17 protein-coding genes are annotated in these 15,484 nt (G+C 68.2%); 8 read left to right on the top strand and 9 right to left on the bottom strand.

All coding sequences use genetic code 11. The annotated features are described in order from the left end of the window. Positions 1-66 precede the first annotated feature (66 nt). From LY13_RS15340 to LY13_RS15330, 3 genes are read left to right on the top strand one after another with little or no spacing between them, the layout of a single operon-like run. Entirely contained in the window at positions 67-1,098 is a 1,032-nt protein-coding gene (locus LY13_RS15340) for a Bug family tripartite tricarboxylate transporter substrate binding protein (RefSeq protein ID WP_253829120.1), read from the top strand. Next, entirely contained in the window at positions 1,095-1,688 is a 594-nt protein-coding gene (locus LY13_RS15335) for a tripartite tricarboxylate transporter TctB family protein (RefSeq protein WP_253829119.1), read from the top strand. The genes LY13_RS15340 and LY13_RS15335 overlap by 4 nt, the downstream gene beginning before the upstream one ends. Beyond that, positions 1,689-3,182, top strand: a complete 1,494-nt coding sequence (locus LY13_RS15330) for a tripartite tricarboxylate transporter permease (protein WP_253829118.1) — start codon at positions 1,689-1,691, stop codon at positions 3,180-3,182. A gap of 49 nt (positions 3,183-3,231) precedes the next feature. Here LY13_RS15330 and LY13_RS15325 read toward each other — a convergent pair whose 3' ends face one another. The 5 genes from LY13_RS15325 to LY13_RS15305 are packed head-to-tail and all read right to left on the bottom strand — an operon-like array spanning position 3,232 to position 8,393. Beyond that, the gene (locus tag LY13_RS15325; RefSeq protein WP_253829117.1) at positions 3,232-4,617 is read right to left on the bottom strand and encodes an MFS transporter; all 1,386 of its coding nucleotides are present in this window, start codon (positions 4,615-4,617) and stop codon (positions 3,232-3,234) included. 20 nt (positions 4,618-4,637) lie between these two features. After that, positions 4,638-5,669: a 2Fe-2S iron-sulfur cluster-binding protein gene (locus LY13_RS15320; RefSeq protein WP_253829116.1), complete on the bottom strand. Its 1,032-nt coding sequence runs from the start codon at positions 5,667-5,669 to the stop codon at positions 4,638-4,640. Further along, complete coding sequence (locus tag LY13_RS15315; protein WP_253829115.1) at positions 5,666-6,646, bottom strand: PdxA family dehydrogenase; 981 nt, start codon at positions 6,644-6,646, stop codon at positions 5,666-5,668. Before LY13_RS15315 ends, LY13_RS15320 begins: the two co-directional genes overlap by 4 nt. Continuing rightward, a complete protein-coding gene (locus LY13_RS15310; protein ID WP_253829114.1) occupies positions 6,643-7,113 on the bottom strand; it encodes an aromatic-ring-hydroxylating dioxygenase subunit beta in 471 nt (156 codons plus the stop codon). Before LY13_RS15310 ends, LY13_RS15315 begins: the two co-directional genes overlap by 4 nt. Continuing rightward, positions 7,110-8,393: an aromatic ring-hydroxylating dioxygenase subunit alpha gene (locus tag LY13_RS15305; RefSeq protein WP_253829113.1), complete on the bottom strand. Its 1,284-nt coding sequence runs from the start codon at positions 8,391-8,393 to the stop codon at positions 7,110-7,112. The genes LY13_RS15310 and LY13_RS15305 overlap by 4 nt, the downstream gene beginning before the upstream one ends. A 243-nt stretch (positions 8,394-8,636) precedes the next feature. On the opposite strand from LY13_RS15305, the gene LY13_RS15300 reads away from it, so the two are divergent. Beyond that, positions 8,637-9,386: an IclR family transcriptional regulator domain-containing protein gene (locus LY13_RS15300; RefSeq protein ID WP_253829112.1), complete on the top strand. Its 750-nt coding sequence runs from the start codon at positions 8,637-8,639 to the stop codon at positions 9,384-9,386. A gap of 167 nt (positions 9,387-9,553) precedes the next feature. On the opposite strand, the gene LY13_RS15295 is transcribed toward LY13_RS15300, so the two are convergent. After that, positions 9,554-10,093 (bottom strand): P-loop nucleotide/nucleoside kinase family protein, encoded by a 540-nt coding sequence (locus LY13_RS15295; RefSeq protein ID WP_253829111.1) that lies wholly within the window; start codon positions 10,091-10,093, stop codon positions 9,554-9,556. Between the two features lie 195 nt (positions 10,094-10,288). Beyond that, positions 10,289-10,990: a hypothetical protein gene (locus LY13_RS15290; RefSeq protein WP_253829109.1), complete on the bottom strand. Its 702-nt coding sequence runs from the start codon at positions 10,988-10,990 to the stop codon at positions 10,289-10,291. Positions 10,991-11,197: 207 nt separating this feature from the next. On the opposite strand from LY13_RS15290, the gene LY13_RS15285 reads away from it, so the two are divergent. Continuing rightward, positions 11,198-11,773 carry a dihydrofolate reductase family protein gene (locus LY13_RS15285; protein ID WP_253829108.1) on the top strand — a complete coding sequence of 192 codons (576 nt, stop codon included), beginning with the start codon at positions 11,198-11,200 and terminating at the stop codon, positions 11,771-11,773. A 38-nt stretch (positions 11,774-11,811) separates the two neighbouring features. Here LY13_RS15285 and LY13_RS15280 read toward each other — a convergent pair whose 3' ends face one another. After that, positions 11,812-12,921 carry a MarR family winged helix-turn-helix transcriptional regulator gene (locus LY13_RS15280; RefSeq protein ID WP_253829106.1) on the bottom strand — a complete coding sequence of 370 codons (1,110 nt, stop codon included), beginning with the start codon at positions 12,919-12,921 and terminating at the stop codon, positions 11,812-11,814. Between the two features lie 34 nt (positions 12,922-12,955). Between LY13_RS15280 and LY13_RS15275 the strand changes: the two genes are divergently transcribed. Both LY13_RS15275 and LY13_RS15270 read left to right on the top strand, forming a co-directional pair. Continuing rightward, the gene (locus LY13_RS15275) at positions 12,956-13,345 is read left to right on the top strand and encodes a hypothetical protein (RefSeq protein WP_253829104.1); all 390 of its coding nucleotides are present in this window, start codon (positions 12,956-12,958) and stop codon (positions 13,343-13,345) included. A 61-nt stretch (positions 13,346-13,406) separates the two neighbouring features. Further along, complete coding sequence (locus LY13_RS15270; protein WP_253829103.1) at positions 13,407-14,177, top strand: PIN domain-containing protein; 771 nt, start codon at positions 13,407-13,409, stop codon at positions 14,175-14,177. A gap of 157 nt (positions 14,178-14,334) precedes the next feature. Here LY13_RS15270 and LY13_RS26200 read toward each other — a convergent pair whose 3' ends face one another. Continuing rightward, entirely contained in the window at positions 14,335-14,556 is a 222-nt protein-coding gene (locus tag LY13_RS26200; protein WP_301299022.1) for a Txe/YoeB family addiction module toxin, read from the bottom strand. Between LY13_RS26200 and LY13_RS15260 the strand changes: the two genes are divergently transcribed. Next, on the top strand, positions 14,555-15,109 hold the full coding sequence (locus LY13_RS15260; RefSeq protein ID WP_253829101.1) for an HD domain-containing protein: 555 nt from the start codon (positions 14,555-14,557) through the stop codon (positions 15,107-15,109). The genes LY13_RS26200 and LY13_RS15260 overlap by 2 nt on opposite strands. Positions 15,110-15,484 lie beyond the last annotated feature (375 nt).

The following is a 15,484-nucleotide window of genomic DNA, read 5'->3' as shown; positions in this document are numbered from 1 at the left end:
GCGGTCCTATTCGACCGTCTGGTGGACTGCAGGTAGCGCGCCCGACGACGTACGCGAAGGAGCACCATGACCGCGAGTCCCTCGCCGAGCAGTACGAGCTCCGGGCGACGAGCGATGAGACCGCTGGTGCGGGCGGGGGCGATCGCCGCCACGGTCGCGCTCGTCGGTGTCGCCGTGGTCGACGTCGTGACCGGCGCGGAGGGCGGCGCCGGCCCGCGGGACCGACTGAACATCACGGTTCCCGCCGCGCCGGGAGGCGGCTGGGACAGCGTCGGCAGGGAGATCCAGTCCGTTGTGGACGACAAGGGATACGTCAACACGACCGAGGTGCTGAACGTGCCCGGTGCGGGCGGTTCCATCGGGCTCGCGAGGGTCGTCAACCAGGTCGGGCGGGGTGACACGCTCATGATGACCGGCACGGTCATGATGGGCTCGATCGTCGCCACCGGAGCTCCGAACGACCTCACCGACGTGACCCCGATCGCGAGGCTGGCCAACGACTACGGGGTCGTCGTCGTGCCCGCCGACTCGCCGATCAAGAACCTGGCCGATCTGCTCGACCGGTGGCGGGCCGATCCTCGTTCCGTCGCGGTCGGTGGTGGCTCGGTCGGCGGGACCGACCACCTGCTCGCGGGCATGCTCATGGACGAGGCGGGCGCCGACCCGGGCGGGCTGAACTACATCCCGTACGCGGGCGGCGGTGAGGCGGTGGCCGGACTGCTCAACGGCAGCCTCGACGTCGGCGTCTCCGGATACGACGAGTTCTCGGCACAGATCGAGAGCGGCGAGGTGCGGGCGCTCGGCCTGTCGGCCGCCGAACCGGTCGACGGCATCGACGTCCCGACGTTCCGGCAGCAGAACGTCGACGTCGAACTGGCCAACTGGCGCGGCGTCGTCGCACCGCCCGGACTGTCCGAGAAGCAACGCACCGAGTTGGAGAACCTGCTCGAGCAGGTCCACGGGACCGAGCAGTGGCAGAACACGCTCGAGACCCAGGAGTGGGAGGACACGTTCCTCACGGGCGAGCCGTTCGAGCGGTTCGTCGAACGGGAGACCGCCCGCATCACCGAGATCAGCGAGGAGCTGGGGTTGGCATGACGACCACAACGACTCCACGGAGCGCCGCGAGCCGCCGTAAAGCGCGGGGCGAGCTGCTCGTCGCAGGCACGGTCGCCGCAATCGGCCTCGTCGTGCTCGTCCGCACCGCGACGATGGACGTGCCCGACAACGGCGCCTTCCTTGGCCCGCAGTTCTTCCCGTACCTCGTCTCCGCACTGCTGCTCGCGCTGAGCGCACTGCTCGTCGTGCAGCACCTGCGCGCAGCTCCCGCCGATGCGACCGGCAGCGACACGACCGACGTCGATGCCGCCGGCAGCGACGGCGCCGACGCCGAGGGCGACGCCGGCCCGGGCGGTACCGGGTCCGGATCGGACGGTCCGCCCGCGATCGACTGGAAGCCGTTCGGCCTGGTGGCCGCGACGTTGGTGCTGCACGTGGTGTTGCTCGAACCGCTGGGCTGGCTGATCGCCGGTGCAGGGCTGTTCTTCGGCGTGTCCTACGCGCTCGGCGGCCGCAACGTGTTGCGCGATCTCGGAGTGGCGTTCGTGATGTCGTCGGTGGCGCAGTTGGCGTTCTCCGCGGGGCTGGGCATGTCGCTGCCCGCCGGGATTCTCGGGGCGGTGGTCTGAGTGGAAGCCCTGTCGCTGCTCGGCAGCGGGTTCGCCGAGGCGCTCACGCCGGAGAACCTGCTGTGGTGCCTGATCGGCGTCGTGCTTGGCACCGCCGTCGGCGTGCTGCCCGGTCTCGGCACGGCCATGGCGGTCGCACTGCTGGTGCCGCTGACGTTCACGTTGGAACCCACCGGCGCGTTCATCATGTTCGCCGGTGTCTACTTCGGCGGCCAGTTCGGCGGCGCGACGACCGCGATCCTGCTGAACACGCCCGGCCAGAGCTCGTCGATGGTCACCGCCTTCGAAGGCTTCCCGATGGCCAAGAACGGCCGCGCGCCGCAGGGACTCGCGGCCGCGGTGATCGGCTCGTTCGTCGCCAGCATCATCGCCGTGACGCTCGTGGTGTTCTTCTCGCCGGTGATGGTGGACCTCGCCGTCAGCTTCGGCCCCGCCGACTTCTTCGCGCTGGCGATCTTCGCCTTCGTCGCGACGGCGGCGATCGTGTCCGGCAACAAACTGCGCGGTCTCACGTCGCTGGGGCTGGGATTGACGATCGCGCTGGTCGGGATCGACGAACAGTCCGGCGCGGTGCGGTTCACGTTCGGTTCGCCGCAGCTGCTCGACGGCATCAGCATCGTCGTCGTCACCGTCGGCCTGCTCGCCATCGGCGAGGTGCTGTACGTCGCGTCGACCGCGAACAAGCAGCCTGCCACGCAGACGGTCACGCCGGGACGGCCGTGGATGTCGCGTCGTGACTGGGGACGCTCGTGGCGGCCGTGGCTGCGCGGGACCGCACTCGGCGTCCCGTTCGGGATCATCCCCGCGGGCGGTTCCGAGATCCCGACGTTCCTGTCCTACGGCGCGGAGCGCAACCTGGCGCAACGCCGGGGTGGCAGCGAGTTCGGCAAGGGTGCGATCGAGGGTGTCGCGGGGCCGGAGGCGGCCAACAACGCCACCACGGCCACGTCGCTGGTGCCGCTGCTCGGCTTGGGACTGCCGACGTCGGCGACCGCCGCGATCATGCTCGGCGCGTTCCAGCAGTACGGCATGCAGCCCGGCCCGCTGCTGTTCACCGAGGAGTCGGAGCTGATCTGGGCGCTGCTCGCGAGCCTGTTCATCGGCAGCGTGATCCTGTTGCTCATCAATCTGCCGTTCGCGCCGATCTGGGCGAAACTGCTCCGGATTCCGCGTAGCTACCTCTACGCTGGCATCGTCGTGTTCGCCACGCTCGGCGTGTACACGGCGAAGAGCTCGGTCGTCGACATCGTGCTGCTGTACGCCGTCGGCGCGCTCGGTTTCCTGTTGCGGCGGCACGGCTTCCCGATCGCACCAGTGCTGATCGGCGTCATCCTCGGACCGCTGGCGGAGACGGAACTGCGCCGTGCCATGGCGATCAGCCAGGGCGACGTCGGGGTGTTGTTCGCCAGCCCGATCGCGTTGGTGCTGTACGGACTGCTCGTCGTCGCGCTGATCGCGCGGCCGACGGTCAAGGTCGTGCGCCGGCGACGGTGATCTTCGGGTACTTCCCCGAAGATCACCGTCTTTGCGACCGCCGTCACGCTTATGCGTTTACACGCTCCTCGGTCTCGACGTGGGCGTCCCTCCTTGCGAGCACGCGCGCGCGGGCACCGAGATACAGCACGATCAGGCCGCACAGGATCGACGGAACGGCGAGAGCGATGAACACCTGACTGTGCCCCCACCCAGCCGCGAGCATCGCACCGACGATGATGGGGCCGAGGATCCCGCCGAAGCGGCCGATGCCAAGAGCCCAGCTGACGCCGGCTGCACGCACCTCCTCGCGGTAGAAGACAGAGGCGAGGGCGATCACACTCTTCTGGCCTCCCGAGACCGAGCATCCGATCAGGAAGATCACCGTCAGCAGAATGCCGATAGGAGCCCCGATCGCGAAGCTCATCACCGCGAGGAAGACACCGCCGAGCAGGTACAGAACGCAGAGGGAGCCGAACGCGCCGAGACGGTCCATCGCCGGCCCCATGACGGCCACGATGACGATACCGCCGATCGTGGTCATCGATGCCGCCGTCGCGAGGGTTCCGGCTTCGTAGCCCTGTTCGCTCAGGATCGTGGGCATCCAGCTCTGGATCCCGTAGAACATCGCGAGGTTGGTGGCGAAGACGAGCCACAGAAGGACCGTTCCGCGTAGTTGACCACCCGTGAACAGCGCCCGCAGCTTGACCTTCTTGACCGACTCGGGCCGTTCGACCTCGATCTTCGGCCCGCCAGATGCCGGCAGTGTGCTGTCGATCTTGCGGAGGATTGCGTACATCTTATCTTCCCGCCCGCGCTGCAGCAGGTAGAACGGAGACTCCGGCAGCCAACGCAACAGGATGACCAACAGGATCAGCGGTGCCACACCGCCCGCGACGAACACGGAGCGCCAGCCGAACTCCGGGATCAACCAGCTCGCGGTGTAGTTCGCCACGATGAAGCCCAGTGAGAAGCCGCAGTAGATCGCCAGCACGAACGACGCGCGCCAGCGCTTCGGGCTGTACTCAGCGGTGATCGCGATGGCACTAGCAGTCTCCATACCGAGGCCGAGGCCCGTGATGAAACGCATGATGAGGAGCTGGGTTTCGTTCTGCACCCCCACCGAAAGCAGTGTGGATATCGCGAACACGGCCACGCCGATCAGGATCACGTTGCGATGACCGAGTTTCACGGAAAGCGGTGAGAGCACGAGATAGCCGACCATCAGGCCGACGAGCGCCGCCGAGAAGATCCCGCCGAGAGCGCCCTTGTCGATGCCCCAGTCGTCGGCGATCGCGGGGGCCATGTAGTTGATCGCCTGCGTGTCGAAGCCGTCGAGCAGCATCATGAAGAAGCACATGACGACGGTGAGGAACTGGAAACGTCCCAGCTTTCTGCCGTCGAGGAAGGCGGGCAGCCGGATGGCTGCCGGCGAATCAGTGGGTGAGTACGACATTGGACTCCATCGTTGGATGACTAACCGGCCTTCGTCTCCGCCGGTACGGCGGAGACGAAGGCGTCGGAGTGGAACCGTTCGAGGTCGAGCCCGCATTCACGCGCGAGATCATCGACGGCGGTATGGACCATCGCCTCACTGCCACACGCGTACACGCTGTGGCCTGAGAGGTCGGGGTAGTCGGCCATGGCGACCTGCTGGACCCATCCCGTCGCACCGCTCCAACCCCGTCCGGGCCGAGAGACGACGGGCGTGAACGAGAACCAGTCGAACCGCCTGGCGACGGTACGGGTGAGGTTCATCTGGTAGAGGTCCTCGACGTCCCGCGTGCCCCAGTACAGGTGGATGGGGCGGGACTTTCGGCGCGCAATGTGGTCGAGGATGATCGACCGCATTGGCGCGAAGCCGGTACCTGTGGCGAGAAGCAGGATCGGCTCGTCGCATTGTGGTTCTTCGCCGGACGCATGCGCGTCGTTGACGGAGAACTCGCCGAACGGCGCCTCGATCTCCACGGTGTCGTGGAACTCGAGCTGCTGCAGGATGCGGGCCGAGAACGCGCCGTTCTCCTTGTGGCGCACGTGAAGCTGCGCGAGGTCGTTGCTCTGCGGCGGGTTCGCCAGCGAATATGAGCGCGTGTCGCCGTCGTCGAGGATCACGTTGAGGAACTGGCCAGCCTGGAACGGCGTTCGACGGCCGATCGGGTAGCGCAGATCGAGAATCGTCACCGTGGGCGCGACCTGACGGCGGCGGTACACCGTCGTGGTGAGGCGCTTTCGCTTTGGCGGCGTACGCGCCTCGATCCGCTTTGGTGCGATCTCCACATCACCCAGCGGTTGCGCGCGGCACATGCGCACTTCGGCAGGGCCGCACACGTTGCCGACGCCGGGAACGGTGAGCTCCCCCGACGTCAGCTTTCCGACGCACGTGTCGCAGACGTTTTTGCGGCACGAGTACGGGATGCCCCACCCGGCACTCTCCGCGGCTTCAAGGATGCTCTGCTCAGGCCCGCAGTCGAAGGCGATATCGGAACCCGTGATGTTGATCGTGGTCATGTCACTCCTTCCGCCCCTCGGGGGGTGAGCAAGCGCAGGGCGGCCAATACTGCGCTCGGGTCGGCGGTGCCGCGCCCGGCTTTGCCGTACGCCGGTCCGTGCCCGACGCTCGAGAACGAGACACCGGCGCCGATCGTGACGGCGGCCGAGCCCCGGCCGGCAAGCGTCTTGATCGGGATGTGCCCCTGGTCGTGGTACATCGCGAGGTAGCCGTCGGCATCGCGGCTTCCGCCGAGCACGACGTCGGCTCCTGTCGGCCCCTGCACGTCGACGCCCCGCCCCTGCAACGCCGCGACCGCGGGCAGCGTGACCCTCGCGTCGTCGTCACCGAACAGGCCGCCTTCACTTGCGTGCGGGTTGATGCCGAAGGCGCGCAGGCGCGGCGAGGCGATTCCCATTCGGCGAAGGGCTGCGTCCATTGCCGTGCCCGCCGCCACCACGAGCTCGGGCGTGAGGTTCGTGATCGCTTCCGACAGCTGCTGGTGCAGGGTTACGTGCCCGATGTGCAGGCCCGCCCCCACGAGCATGAGGAAGACCTCGTTCTCTGGCGTACCCGTGAGCTTCGCGATGAGTGGCGGATACCCGGAGAACTCGATGCCGGCCATCTGCACCGCGGTCTCGGAGTGCGGACAGGCCACGACCCCGACGTAGCCGTCGGTCTGCGCGAGCCGTACGGCCTCGGTGACGTAGGCGATCGTCGCAGATCCGGCCGCTGCCGTTACTTCACCGGGCTTCAGGTCGGCGGGGTCCAGGGCGCCGACATCGACGAAGTCGCAGGCCCCCGGTTCCGCGGTCGCCCCCGGCACGGCATTGCGGACCGCCAGCCCGAGCCGCTCGGCCGAGGGTGCGAAGACGTGCCGGTCGCCCACGACGATCGGGGCTGCCGCGCCGAGCTCTTTGACCGCCGCGGCGCAGATGTCGGCACCGCTGCCGTTGGGATCTCCAGTCGTCAGGAGTAGCCGGTCGGTGTTCGTCATAGCGGGAGTACGAGGAGGGTGTCAGTTCGCGAGCTGTCGCACACGACGACGCGTTGTTTCAACAGTGCCGTGCCGTGGCCTAGCACGTACTCGTCCAGGTAGCGCCCGCTCGCGAAGATGTCGGTCGGGCCGTTTCCAGTGATCCGGATAACGAGGAAGGATGTCTCGCATGCGACCGTGTCGCCCTCCTCGCTGAGGATTGCAGGCTGCCCGAGCAGGTGCCGGTAGGCGTGCGGCTCGTAGATGTTGGCTTCCTTGAGTGCCGAGATCCGGTCGCGCAGCATCGCCTTGTTGTTGGCCCAGATCACGCCGGCGGGCAGACCTCTGCGGTGGTTGTCGGCCGTGGTGACCGTGTAGAACGCGTCATCGGTGAAGTGCTCGGGCCAGTCCTCGATCGGGCCGTCGTCGATCGCGCGAACATAGCTGCCCTGCGCACGGCTGATCAGTGTGAAGGCGTCCACGCTCATTTGTCCTCCTCGATGGCGAAACCCATCGCGTCGCGATAGAACTTCCAGAACCCGCGGATGGACGCCTCGGTGACGCGGCTCTCGCTTGAGACCGCGTCCTTGCCTCCCATCTGGACGGTGGCGAACTCGCTGCTCGCGCCGGCGATGCCGCGCTGTACGAAGCCGCCGATCGCGCCGTCTTCCATCGAGACGTAGCCTGCGGAGCCCACGAGATTGGACTGCTTCAGCCGGATGAGCTGCTGGTCCTCGGTGTCGTCCTCGAAGCCGAGCAGGGTCCAGTGCAGATCCGTGGAGTCGACTCCGGTCGGCAGCACCTGGCGGACGGCGATCGAGTTCTGAATCTGCTGCAGCACGAAGCCTGGGGCGACGGAGAGGATCTGCAGGGTGACGTCGTCGCCGACCTCGCTGAAACTGTCGACGAGCGAGGGGTCTTCCAGTTGATACTCCGCGTCGGAGCGAATGCCCTGGTCCTTGTAGTACTCGCGGTTCTCGGCATCGCGGTTGATCGCCGACCAGCTCACGTGGTGGGCGCCGTTGGGCGAGACGATGATGCCGCCCTTCTGATTCAGCTTGTTGAGGCCGAAGGTCGTGAAGAACAGGTGCAGGATGCTCGCGTGGTAGGAGTCCTTGACGTTCTCCACGTAGAGCTTCCAGTTGTTCGGAAGGCCCTGCGTGTACCGGCCGAGCACGACGGGCTTGCGGCCGCCGAGGAGACGCTCGATGCAGTCGAGGATCTCCTGGCCGAGGTACTCCTCAATCTCTGGGACGTCGTTGTTCAGGCTGCCGAAGATCAATCCGTGCACGTTCGCGAGGCGAAGGCGGCGCGGGCTGTGCGCGGCTTTGCAGAAGTCCGTTCCCATTCCGCCCTTGCCGCCGATGCCGTCTTCGAAGGCGACTCCGGTCAGATCGCCCTGAAGGTTGTACGTCCACGCGTGGTAGACGCAGGTGAAGTTCTGGGCGTGCCCGTAGTGCTCCATGGCGAGGAGCGAACCGCGATGGGCGCAACGGTTCTCGAACGCGTAGATCTCGCCGTCGTGGTCGCGGGTGACGAGCACGGGCTGCTCGCCGATGAACGTGGCGCAGAAGTCTCCCGGCTCCGCCAGTTCCGCCTCGAGGCAGAGGTAGTTCCACATCTGGCCGTGGAAGACGTTCTTCTGCTCGGCACGGTAGACGTCCTCATCCTGGAACACCCAGTAGGGCACCTCGCTGAGGTCGGCGGGCCAGCGGCGCGCCGCCATGTCTGCATTCCGAGCCTTCGCGCCGACGTTCAACGCGCTCATGCGCCTCTCCTTTGATCGTGGTGTGTTCGTTAATCGAACAAAAGCAATCTTTACGAACACCTGCGTCAGTCAAGGGGGTCCATCGATCCTGTGTCAAGGAAGGTGCCCCTAACCCGTGCTCCCGCCGTGACGCCGTTTTCCCGCGAGCGCCGCAGTTCTCCCCCGGCTGCGCTGGAGTTCCTCCGCTACTAGCGTGTCGTGCGCCGCTCGGGACGTGGTGAGCGACGAAGTACGCTTGCGCGTATGGCTGGGGAGACCATGACCGGGCTCGCGAAAGGGCTCGCCGTGCTGGAGGCGTTCAACGGTGAGGCGCGGAAGCTCACCGTGAGCGAGGCCGCGCGCGCGGCCGGGTTGAGCCGCGCCACCGCCCTGCGCTGCCTGAACACGCTCACCGAAGTGGGTTACACGACGTTCGACGGCAAGTTCTATGCCCCCACGCCGCGTGTGCTCCGAATCGGCGCGACGTATATCGACACCGCCGATCTGCCCCGGTTGGCTCAGCCGCACCTAGAGGCCGTCCGGGACATCGTCGACGAGTCCACGTCGCTTGCGGTGCGCGACGGCGACAGTTCGCTCTTCGTCGCGCGCAGCGAGGGCCGACATCTCCTGCACACAGGAGTTCGGATCGGTGCGCGCTTGCCGCTGTATGCGTCGTCGACGGGTCAGGTCTTCCTCGGCTCCCTCGACGAGGACGAGCTGAACGCCTACCTGAACGCAGCCCCGTACCCGAAGCGCGCACCGCGTACCCCAGTCACCGCAGACGAAATCCGGCAGCGCATGGAGACTGCGAAGGACGACGGCTATGCGCTGGGAGACGAGGAACTGGAGCCTGGGCTGCTGTCGGTCGCCGTTCCGGTGCGCGACGCGTCTGGACTGATTGTCGCGACCATGTCGGTGAGTGCGTCGAGGTCACGAACCACAGCGAACGACCTCCGCGACCGAGTCCGTCCCGTCGTCCAGCAGCACGCGAGGGATCTGGGTCGAATCCTGTAGCCCCTGCTGAATGGGCGGAAGTCGATCCTCATGCGGATCAGCGGCTGTCGCGCTGCGGGGGAGCGCGACAGACCGGTCGGCTGGTCTCGGGAGTGGGTCGGTGGTGTAGCCCAGTCGGGGTCGCACCCGACGGCTTCGAGAACGCGACGGGAGCGGGCGGGCGTGAGCTAGGACGTTCCGCGGTGTGAACGCAGCTGCAGGCCCTCGGCCACGGCGTCGCGGTCGACGACGGTGGTGGTGTGCCAGCCGCGCGGGCCGGTGCGCAGTGCGGCGTGGACCCTCGGCAGGCGCCGCAGGTGCCGGGCGAACGAGCCCTTCCGCAGCACGCGGCCCCGCGCACGCTGGCCCTCGGCCGCTACGTCGGGCGGGCATTCGACCCACAGGAAGTGCCGCGGCCGCCTGCTCAGCACGCCGAGCAGGACCAGCCACGCGCGCGTCGGCACGCCCGTCGCCGGGTCGTGCACCACGACCGTGCCCCGGTCACGCAGGACGACGATGCTGACGAGCAGTCGATGCACCAGGTGCACCACGGGCCGGTAGCAGACGTAGGGCAGGGCCGCGGGCAGCCCGGCCGCGAACCGGTCGCGAGTCGTGTCCGAATCGAGCACGACGAACGGTGTGTCCGATTCGACGCTGCGCAACAACGTGCTCTTGCCCGACCCCGGCAGTCCCGCGATCACCACCAGGGCCGTCGGCTCGACCGTCATCCGCAGCATGTGCGGTCAACGACCCGCGCGGTCGAATGTTCCGCGGTACCCGGCATTCACGGGTTCCGCACAGTACAGGCCCTCACGCCGGAGTCGACCGCCGGAACGGTCGGCCGCGGAGGTTGTGACGCCCGGTGCCGGCAGGGTGACGGAGTGCGCGCGGACGGGGACGTGCCGGGAGCGCGAATCGGTTGCTCAGCGGAGCGGGTGCTGCGGTCCGCCGGGCTGCTGCATGCCGTTCGTGGTGCGGCCGTCGTCCGGCGGGTACCGGCCCGCGAACCCCTGAGGTGACTGCGAAGGTCCGGACCGGTGCGGCGGAGTCTGCTGCGGTGCCTGCGGGTGCGGTGCGTTCGGGTGCACTGCGTTCGGGTGCGCTGCGTGCCGGGGTGCGTGCGGTCCCGGCCCCTGCATCGGTGGCCCTTGCGGCGGTGGCAGGTGGGGTGGTGGCAGGTGGGGTGGTGCCGGCGCGGGTGTGGATTGCGCCAGGGCGGTGTGCGGTCCGGCCGAGCGGCGAGCCGCCACCACGGTCGCAGGTGTGAGACCGGCGGCGGCCTCGTCGGCGGTGATGCGCTTCTTCCTGGTGAACGCTGCCGCCGTCCAGAATCCGCCGCCGACGACCATCGCCGCGCCGCCGCCGGCGAGCAGCCAGCCGGTGAGGGTGTTCTCCTCGGCCTGGGCCCCGTAGCCGCGTTCGGCGGTCGTCTCGCCGTTCCTGGTCGACTCGCAGACCTCGCCCTGCTCCATGGTCTGCCCGCCGCACGTGACGTCGTCGTCGCCCAGTGCGATGATCCCGAGGACGATCATGCCGACCCCGACGACCGACACCCCCACGGCCTGCGCACGTTCCTTGATGAGCCGTGCGTTGACGAATCGCGTGTAGCGCGCGTGAGCGTTCAACGGGCATCCTTCCTCGCCGGACACGACAGGCGGCGGGACCAGGATGAGACCGGCCGGTGGTTCCGTGGTGGTCGTCCGGTGGTGCGCTCGCGTGTCGCAGTCCGGACTGCGGGTGCACCCGGATTGTCGGGGAGCGGTGCTAGCTTCCGAGATCGTGTGAACCACTGTCATGGGCTTCGGGAGCTGATGTGGGCTTCGGGAGCTGATGTGGGCAAGGTCGCCTGGGGATTCACGTGTTCGATCGACGGGTTCATCGCGGGCCCCGGACACGACATGAGCTGGATGTCGGCCGCGGAACCGCTCGCCGACGGCACGATCGAACGCATGGCCGGCGAGGTCGGTGTGATCATCTCCGGCCGCGACGGCTACGACGCCGCACAGGCCCAGCGCGGCGAACGGGACGAGCTCACATCCGAGCCCTACGGCGGCGCGTGGTCCGGCACCGAGTTCGTCCTGACGCACCGTCCGGAGGAACTCGCCGACGACCCGAACGTCACCGCCATGAACTGCGACGTGGTCGAAGCGGTCCGCCGGGCGCGGGAGATCGCGGGGGAGGACGACATCCAGATCATCAGCGCCGACATCGCCAGGCAGGCGCTGGAGCACGACCTCATCGACGAGATGCAGGTCTTCGTGGCACCCGTGTTCCTCGGTGACGGTGTGCGGATCTTCGACGTCGCCGGTGGTCGCAGGGTCGACTGGGAACTCGTCGACAGCTACGACGACAGCCCGCGCAGCTTCGGCCGCGTCTACCGCCCGAAACGACCGTCGACCGGAACGTGACGCGGGTCAGCCGTGCCGCGGGTCGGACGTGCCGCGGGTCAGGCGTCGTTTCCGAGGAACGGCACCAGGTCCGGGTGTGTCTCGCGGGCTTCCGGAAGCACGTTGCGGTGCAGGTGGTTCATCTGCCCGACCAGGATCGGCGCCGTGAAGTCAACGCCGTAGCGCTCGCCGCGGGTGGTCGTGAACCGCAGCCCGTCCGGATTGGCGCCCGTGCCCACCACGGCGAGATACGCGTCCGGGAGCTCGTCGGTGATCGCCAGCCACGCTCCGCCGAAGTGCAGCACCGCCGCGGTGACCGGCGTGTCCGACACCGTCCACGACAGGCGTGGCCAGTTCGCGCGGTCGGCGAACCGTTCCGTCAGGTGGGCGGCGACCCGGCGGCCCGCAACGTCACGGTCGTCGGCCAGCTCCGGCGATTCGATCAGGTCCATCAGCGGGGCGACGACCTCCCAGTCCAACGACCGGTCGGTCGTGGTCAGCAGTGTCCGCGGCAGGGTGCTGACCTGCAGTCCGCCGTCGTGCGTGAGGTGGCCGAACCGGACCTCCCCGGTGGGGCCTTCGACCCCGGCCACCCAGCGGTCCCGCTCGTCGGGCAGCACCACGTCGTAGGGGTCGAAGGTGAGCGCAGGCGCTGCCTCATCGGTGAGCTGGGCTTTGCGGGCCTTCACGTGGCCGCCCGTCGTGTCGTCGGGTGTCACGTCGAGGAGCCGTTCCGTGTGGCGGAGGTTGACGTCCGTCAACGCCGTCGCGATGCGGACCACCGCTGCGGCTTCGTCGGGGGAGAGCTCGGCGAGTACCGCCGTCGACTCCTCGCGCACAGCGTCCCAGGTGGAGGTGCGCAGCCGTGCGTGGCCGGGCGAGGCGCCCAGTACGTAGCCGCGACGGTCCGCCTCGTCGGTTCGCCGGGCCGCGAACCCCGAGCGGACGAGCCGGTCGGCGACCTTGGTGATGGCCGCCGGACTGAGCCTGCTCCGCTCGGCCAGCTGCTGCGGACGCATCGGCCCTTCGCGTTCGAGGATCTCCAGGCAGCGCAGATCGTTGCGGCCGATTCCGTACCGCTCGGCGACCCGTTCGAGCAGCGCGTCGTGTGAGGCGTGGAGGACGCGAAGCGCATCCAGGATCGCCGACGTGGCGGTGTCGTGGAACATGGGAAAATACTACACGCCGTGTAATATTCATGGCGTGAAGGAAGTTCGCTGGTCGCTCGTCGCCGCAGGGCTCTATGTGCTGTGGGGTGTGCTCCACGTCGGCCTCGGGGTGGCGATGCTGGCGGGTGCCGATCTCCTCGCTCCTGCCGATGAGGCCGTCGCCGAGAGCGCGATGTTCTTCGCGTGTGCCGTCGTGCTCGGCTGTCAGGCCGTCGCGGTCGCGGTCACGATGAACCGGACGAACAGCAGGCGCGGTTACTGGCTGAACCTGCTGGTGCTCGGGGTCGTCGACGCGATCTTCATCCCGGTCATGGTCGTCCCGGGACACGTCGACCCGATGGGAGGTCTGTCGGGGCCGCTCGTGTGGCTGGCCGCTGCCGCCGCGTCGACCGTCGCGTTGCTGCGCGAACCGGTCACCCGCTGAGTGATCGTCCCGCGGGGCCTGTGTCGGGTGATGTGTCGGGCGTGGTCGTTAAGGTTCCACGATGAGCGATTCGGCTGGCGAGTCGATGCGGATCGGTGTCTATGTGGACGCGTTCAACGTCTATTACGGAGCCCGCTCGCGGTGTGGCCGCGGTGCGGTGGGGTGGCGGTGGCTTGACCTGGCCGCGATGCCGATGTCACTGATCAAGCCGCATGCGTGGCCGGGGGCTTGTTTGGAGCGGCTCGTGTACTGCACGGCGTTGCGGGATCGGGAAGGCGATTCCACTTCCCAGGCTGATCAGCAGGCGTATATCGCCGCGCTCGCCGGCCACACTCCGCAGTTGGAGGTGCTGTACGGCAAGTACGCTCCGCGGACGAAGACCGGTGTCGTGACAGAAAGGCCCAGTCGTGGACGCCCACCACGGCGTTTGCCCTCGCCGGGGGCGGATCGAATTCCGGAGTGGTTGCCGGTCGAGCAGGTAGCAGGTCCCCAGGGCGGTGACGAACTGCTGGTCACGGTGAGTACTTTCGAGGAGAAGGGCTCGGATGTGAATGTTGCCAGTGCGTTGTTGGTTGATGTCCTGACTGCGCGGGTGGATGCCGCGATGGTGATTTCCAACGACTCCGACCTGCACTACCCGCTCCAGCTCGCTCGGCAGCACGTTCCCGTGGCCACCGTGAATTCGAGCGCGAACCCGACAGTGAGGGACCTGATGGGCGAGCCGGATATCGGAGCAGGCAGGCATTGGTGGCGACGTCTGCGAGCAGAGGAGTTCTTCGCGCATCAACTGCCTGATCCCGTGGCCGGCGTGTCCAAGCCAGTGGGGTGGTGACAAGTGGTCCGGTGACTGTACGATGGGCGCATACCACCCGGTTCTCTCGGTTTCGAGGGGCCGGGTCTTTTTCTGCCCGAGCTGGGGCTACGGGCTTCTGGAGGGTCGCACGCACCTCCGCCGCAGCTGGACGGCTGCAGGAATCGCGCCAGGCCGGTCATCTGCCGTAGTGGTAGCGGCAGGCCGCGATGCGGATCTCGTCGTCGACGATCTTGTACACGAGGCGGTGTTCGTCGGTGATGCGCCGCGACCAGTACCCCTGAAAGCCGTGTTTCAAGGCTTCCGGTTTGCCGATCCCCTCGTGGGCGCGTCGACCGCGAGGGCGCCCGGCTTTCGCTAGTCTCGGCGCGGACGACGGCAGGGAGGTTCCGCGGACCATGACCGGTGATCGGATCGCGGCGTTCGGGTACGAACTCGGCGTGCTCAAGCGCATCCGGCGGGCCGGCTGGTGGCAGGCGGGAGTCCGCGACCCGGAGTCCGTCGCCGAGCACACCATGCGGGTCGCCCAGCTCGCGGGCCTGCTCGCCGCGGAGGAGGGTGCGAACCCGGACCGTGCCGCCTACCTCGCGTTGTGGCACGACACCCAGGAGACCCGCACCGGGGACCTGCCCCACTCGGCGAAACCGTACGTCGACAAGCCCGACCCGCGCCGGATCACCGCCGGCCAGACGTCCGCCCTGCCGGAGGCGTCCCGCGACAGCGTGCGCCACGCCGTCGACGAGTACGAGACCGCGGCGAGCCCCGAAGCACGCTGCGCCCGCGACGCCGACAAGCTCGAGATGCTGCTCCAAGCCGTCGAGTACCGCGACGTCGGTGTCGCGGGCGTGGCCGAGTGGATCGACAGCGCCCTGCGGAGCCTGACCACGACCACCGCGCGCCGGGTCGCCGACGCCGCACTCACGCTGCCGCCGCTCGCCTGGCGCGAACAGTGACGCGTCCGTTCTCGCCTCGTCTCGGAGCCGGCCGCGCGAAACCTGAGTAGTTTCACTCGCCCCGATCGCGGGGTTTCCCTGAAGCCCGGACGCCCGCCGCCGCGGCATGGTGGACACATGGTCACAGCGGCACCCGCGGCGCAATCCCGACGCAGAGTGCGGCGCCGGTCGGTCCGCTGACCCGTGGCCCGGTTTCGAGGGGGAATCGGGCCACGGGAAACCAGGGCGAGGGGGAGCAGAGGGGGAACCAGGGGGAACAACAGAAGAGGCCCCGTGCGATGCACGGGGCCTCTTCTCATGCCGTGGGCGCCGCTCGTCGCATGGTCGTTGCGGGCGGACACGAGAAAACCGCGGACACAGAAAGAGCCCCCGTGC

The organism is Prauserella aidingensis, from assembly GCF_024171865.1.
In the GTDB taxonomy this organism is placed as follows: Bacteria; Actinomycetota; Actinomycetes; order Mycobacteriales; family Pseudonocardiaceae; genus Prauserella; species Prauserella aidingensis.
This window is presented reverse-complemented; position numbering and strand designations above follow the sequence as displayed.

What these genes read in the sequence shown, in the direction of transcription:
- LY13_RS15295 (WP_253829111.1), bottom strand. Translation starts at nt 10,093, where the DNA reads ATGACGGTCGAGCCGACGGCCCTGGTGGTGATCGCGGGACTGCCGGGG.
- LY13_RS15270 (WP_253829103.1), top strand. Translation starts at nt 13,407, where the DNA reads ATGAGCGATTCGGCTGGCGAGTCGATGCGGATCGGTGTCTATGTGGAC.
- LY13_RS15335 (WP_253829119.1), top strand. Translation starts at nt 1,095, where the DNA reads ATGACGACCACAACGACTCCACGGAGCGCCGCGAGCCGCCGTAAAGCG.
- LY13_RS15280 (WP_253829106.1), bottom strand. Translation starts at nt 12,921, where the DNA reads ATGTTCCACGACACCGCCACGTCGGCGATCCTGGATGCGCTTCGCGTC.
- LY13_RS15320 (WP_253829116.1), bottom strand. Translation starts at nt 5,669, where the DNA reads ATGACCACGATCAACATCACGGGTTCCGATATCGCCTTCGACTGCGGG.
- LY13_RS15305 (WP_253829113.1), bottom strand. Translation starts at nt 8,393, where the DNA reads ATGAGCGCGTTGAACGTCGGCGCGAAGGCTCGGAATGCAGACATGGCG.
- LY13_RS15340 (WP_253829120.1), top strand. Translation starts at nt 67, where the DNA reads ATGACCGCGAGTCCCTCGCCGAGCAGTACGAGCTCCGGGCGACGAGCG.
- LY13_RS15300 (WP_253829112.1), top strand. Translation starts at nt 8,637, where the DNA reads ATGGCTGGGGAGACCATGACCGGGCTCGCGAAAGGGCTCGCCGTGCTG.
- LY13_RS15315 (WP_253829115.1), bottom strand. Translation starts at nt 6,646, where the DNA reads ATGACGAACACCGACCGGCTACTCCTGACGACTGGAGATCCCAACGGC.
- LY13_RS15260 (WP_253829101.1), top strand. Translation starts at nt 14,555, where the DNA reads ATGACCGGTGATCGGATCGCGGCGTTCGGGTACGAACTCGGCGTGCTC.
- LY13_RS15325 (WP_253829117.1), bottom strand. Translation starts at nt 4,617, where the DNA reads ATGTCGTACTCACCCACTGATTCGCCGGCAGCCATCCGGCTGCCCGCC.
- LY13_RS26200 (WP_301299022.1), bottom strand. Translation starts at nt 14,556, where the DNA reads ATGGTCCGCGGAACCTCCCTGCCGTCGTCCGCGCCGAGACTAGCGAAA.
- LY13_RS15310 (WP_253829114.1), bottom strand. Translation starts at nt 7,113, where the DNA reads ATGAGCGTGGACGCCTTCACACTGATCAGCCGTGCGCAGGGCAGCTAT.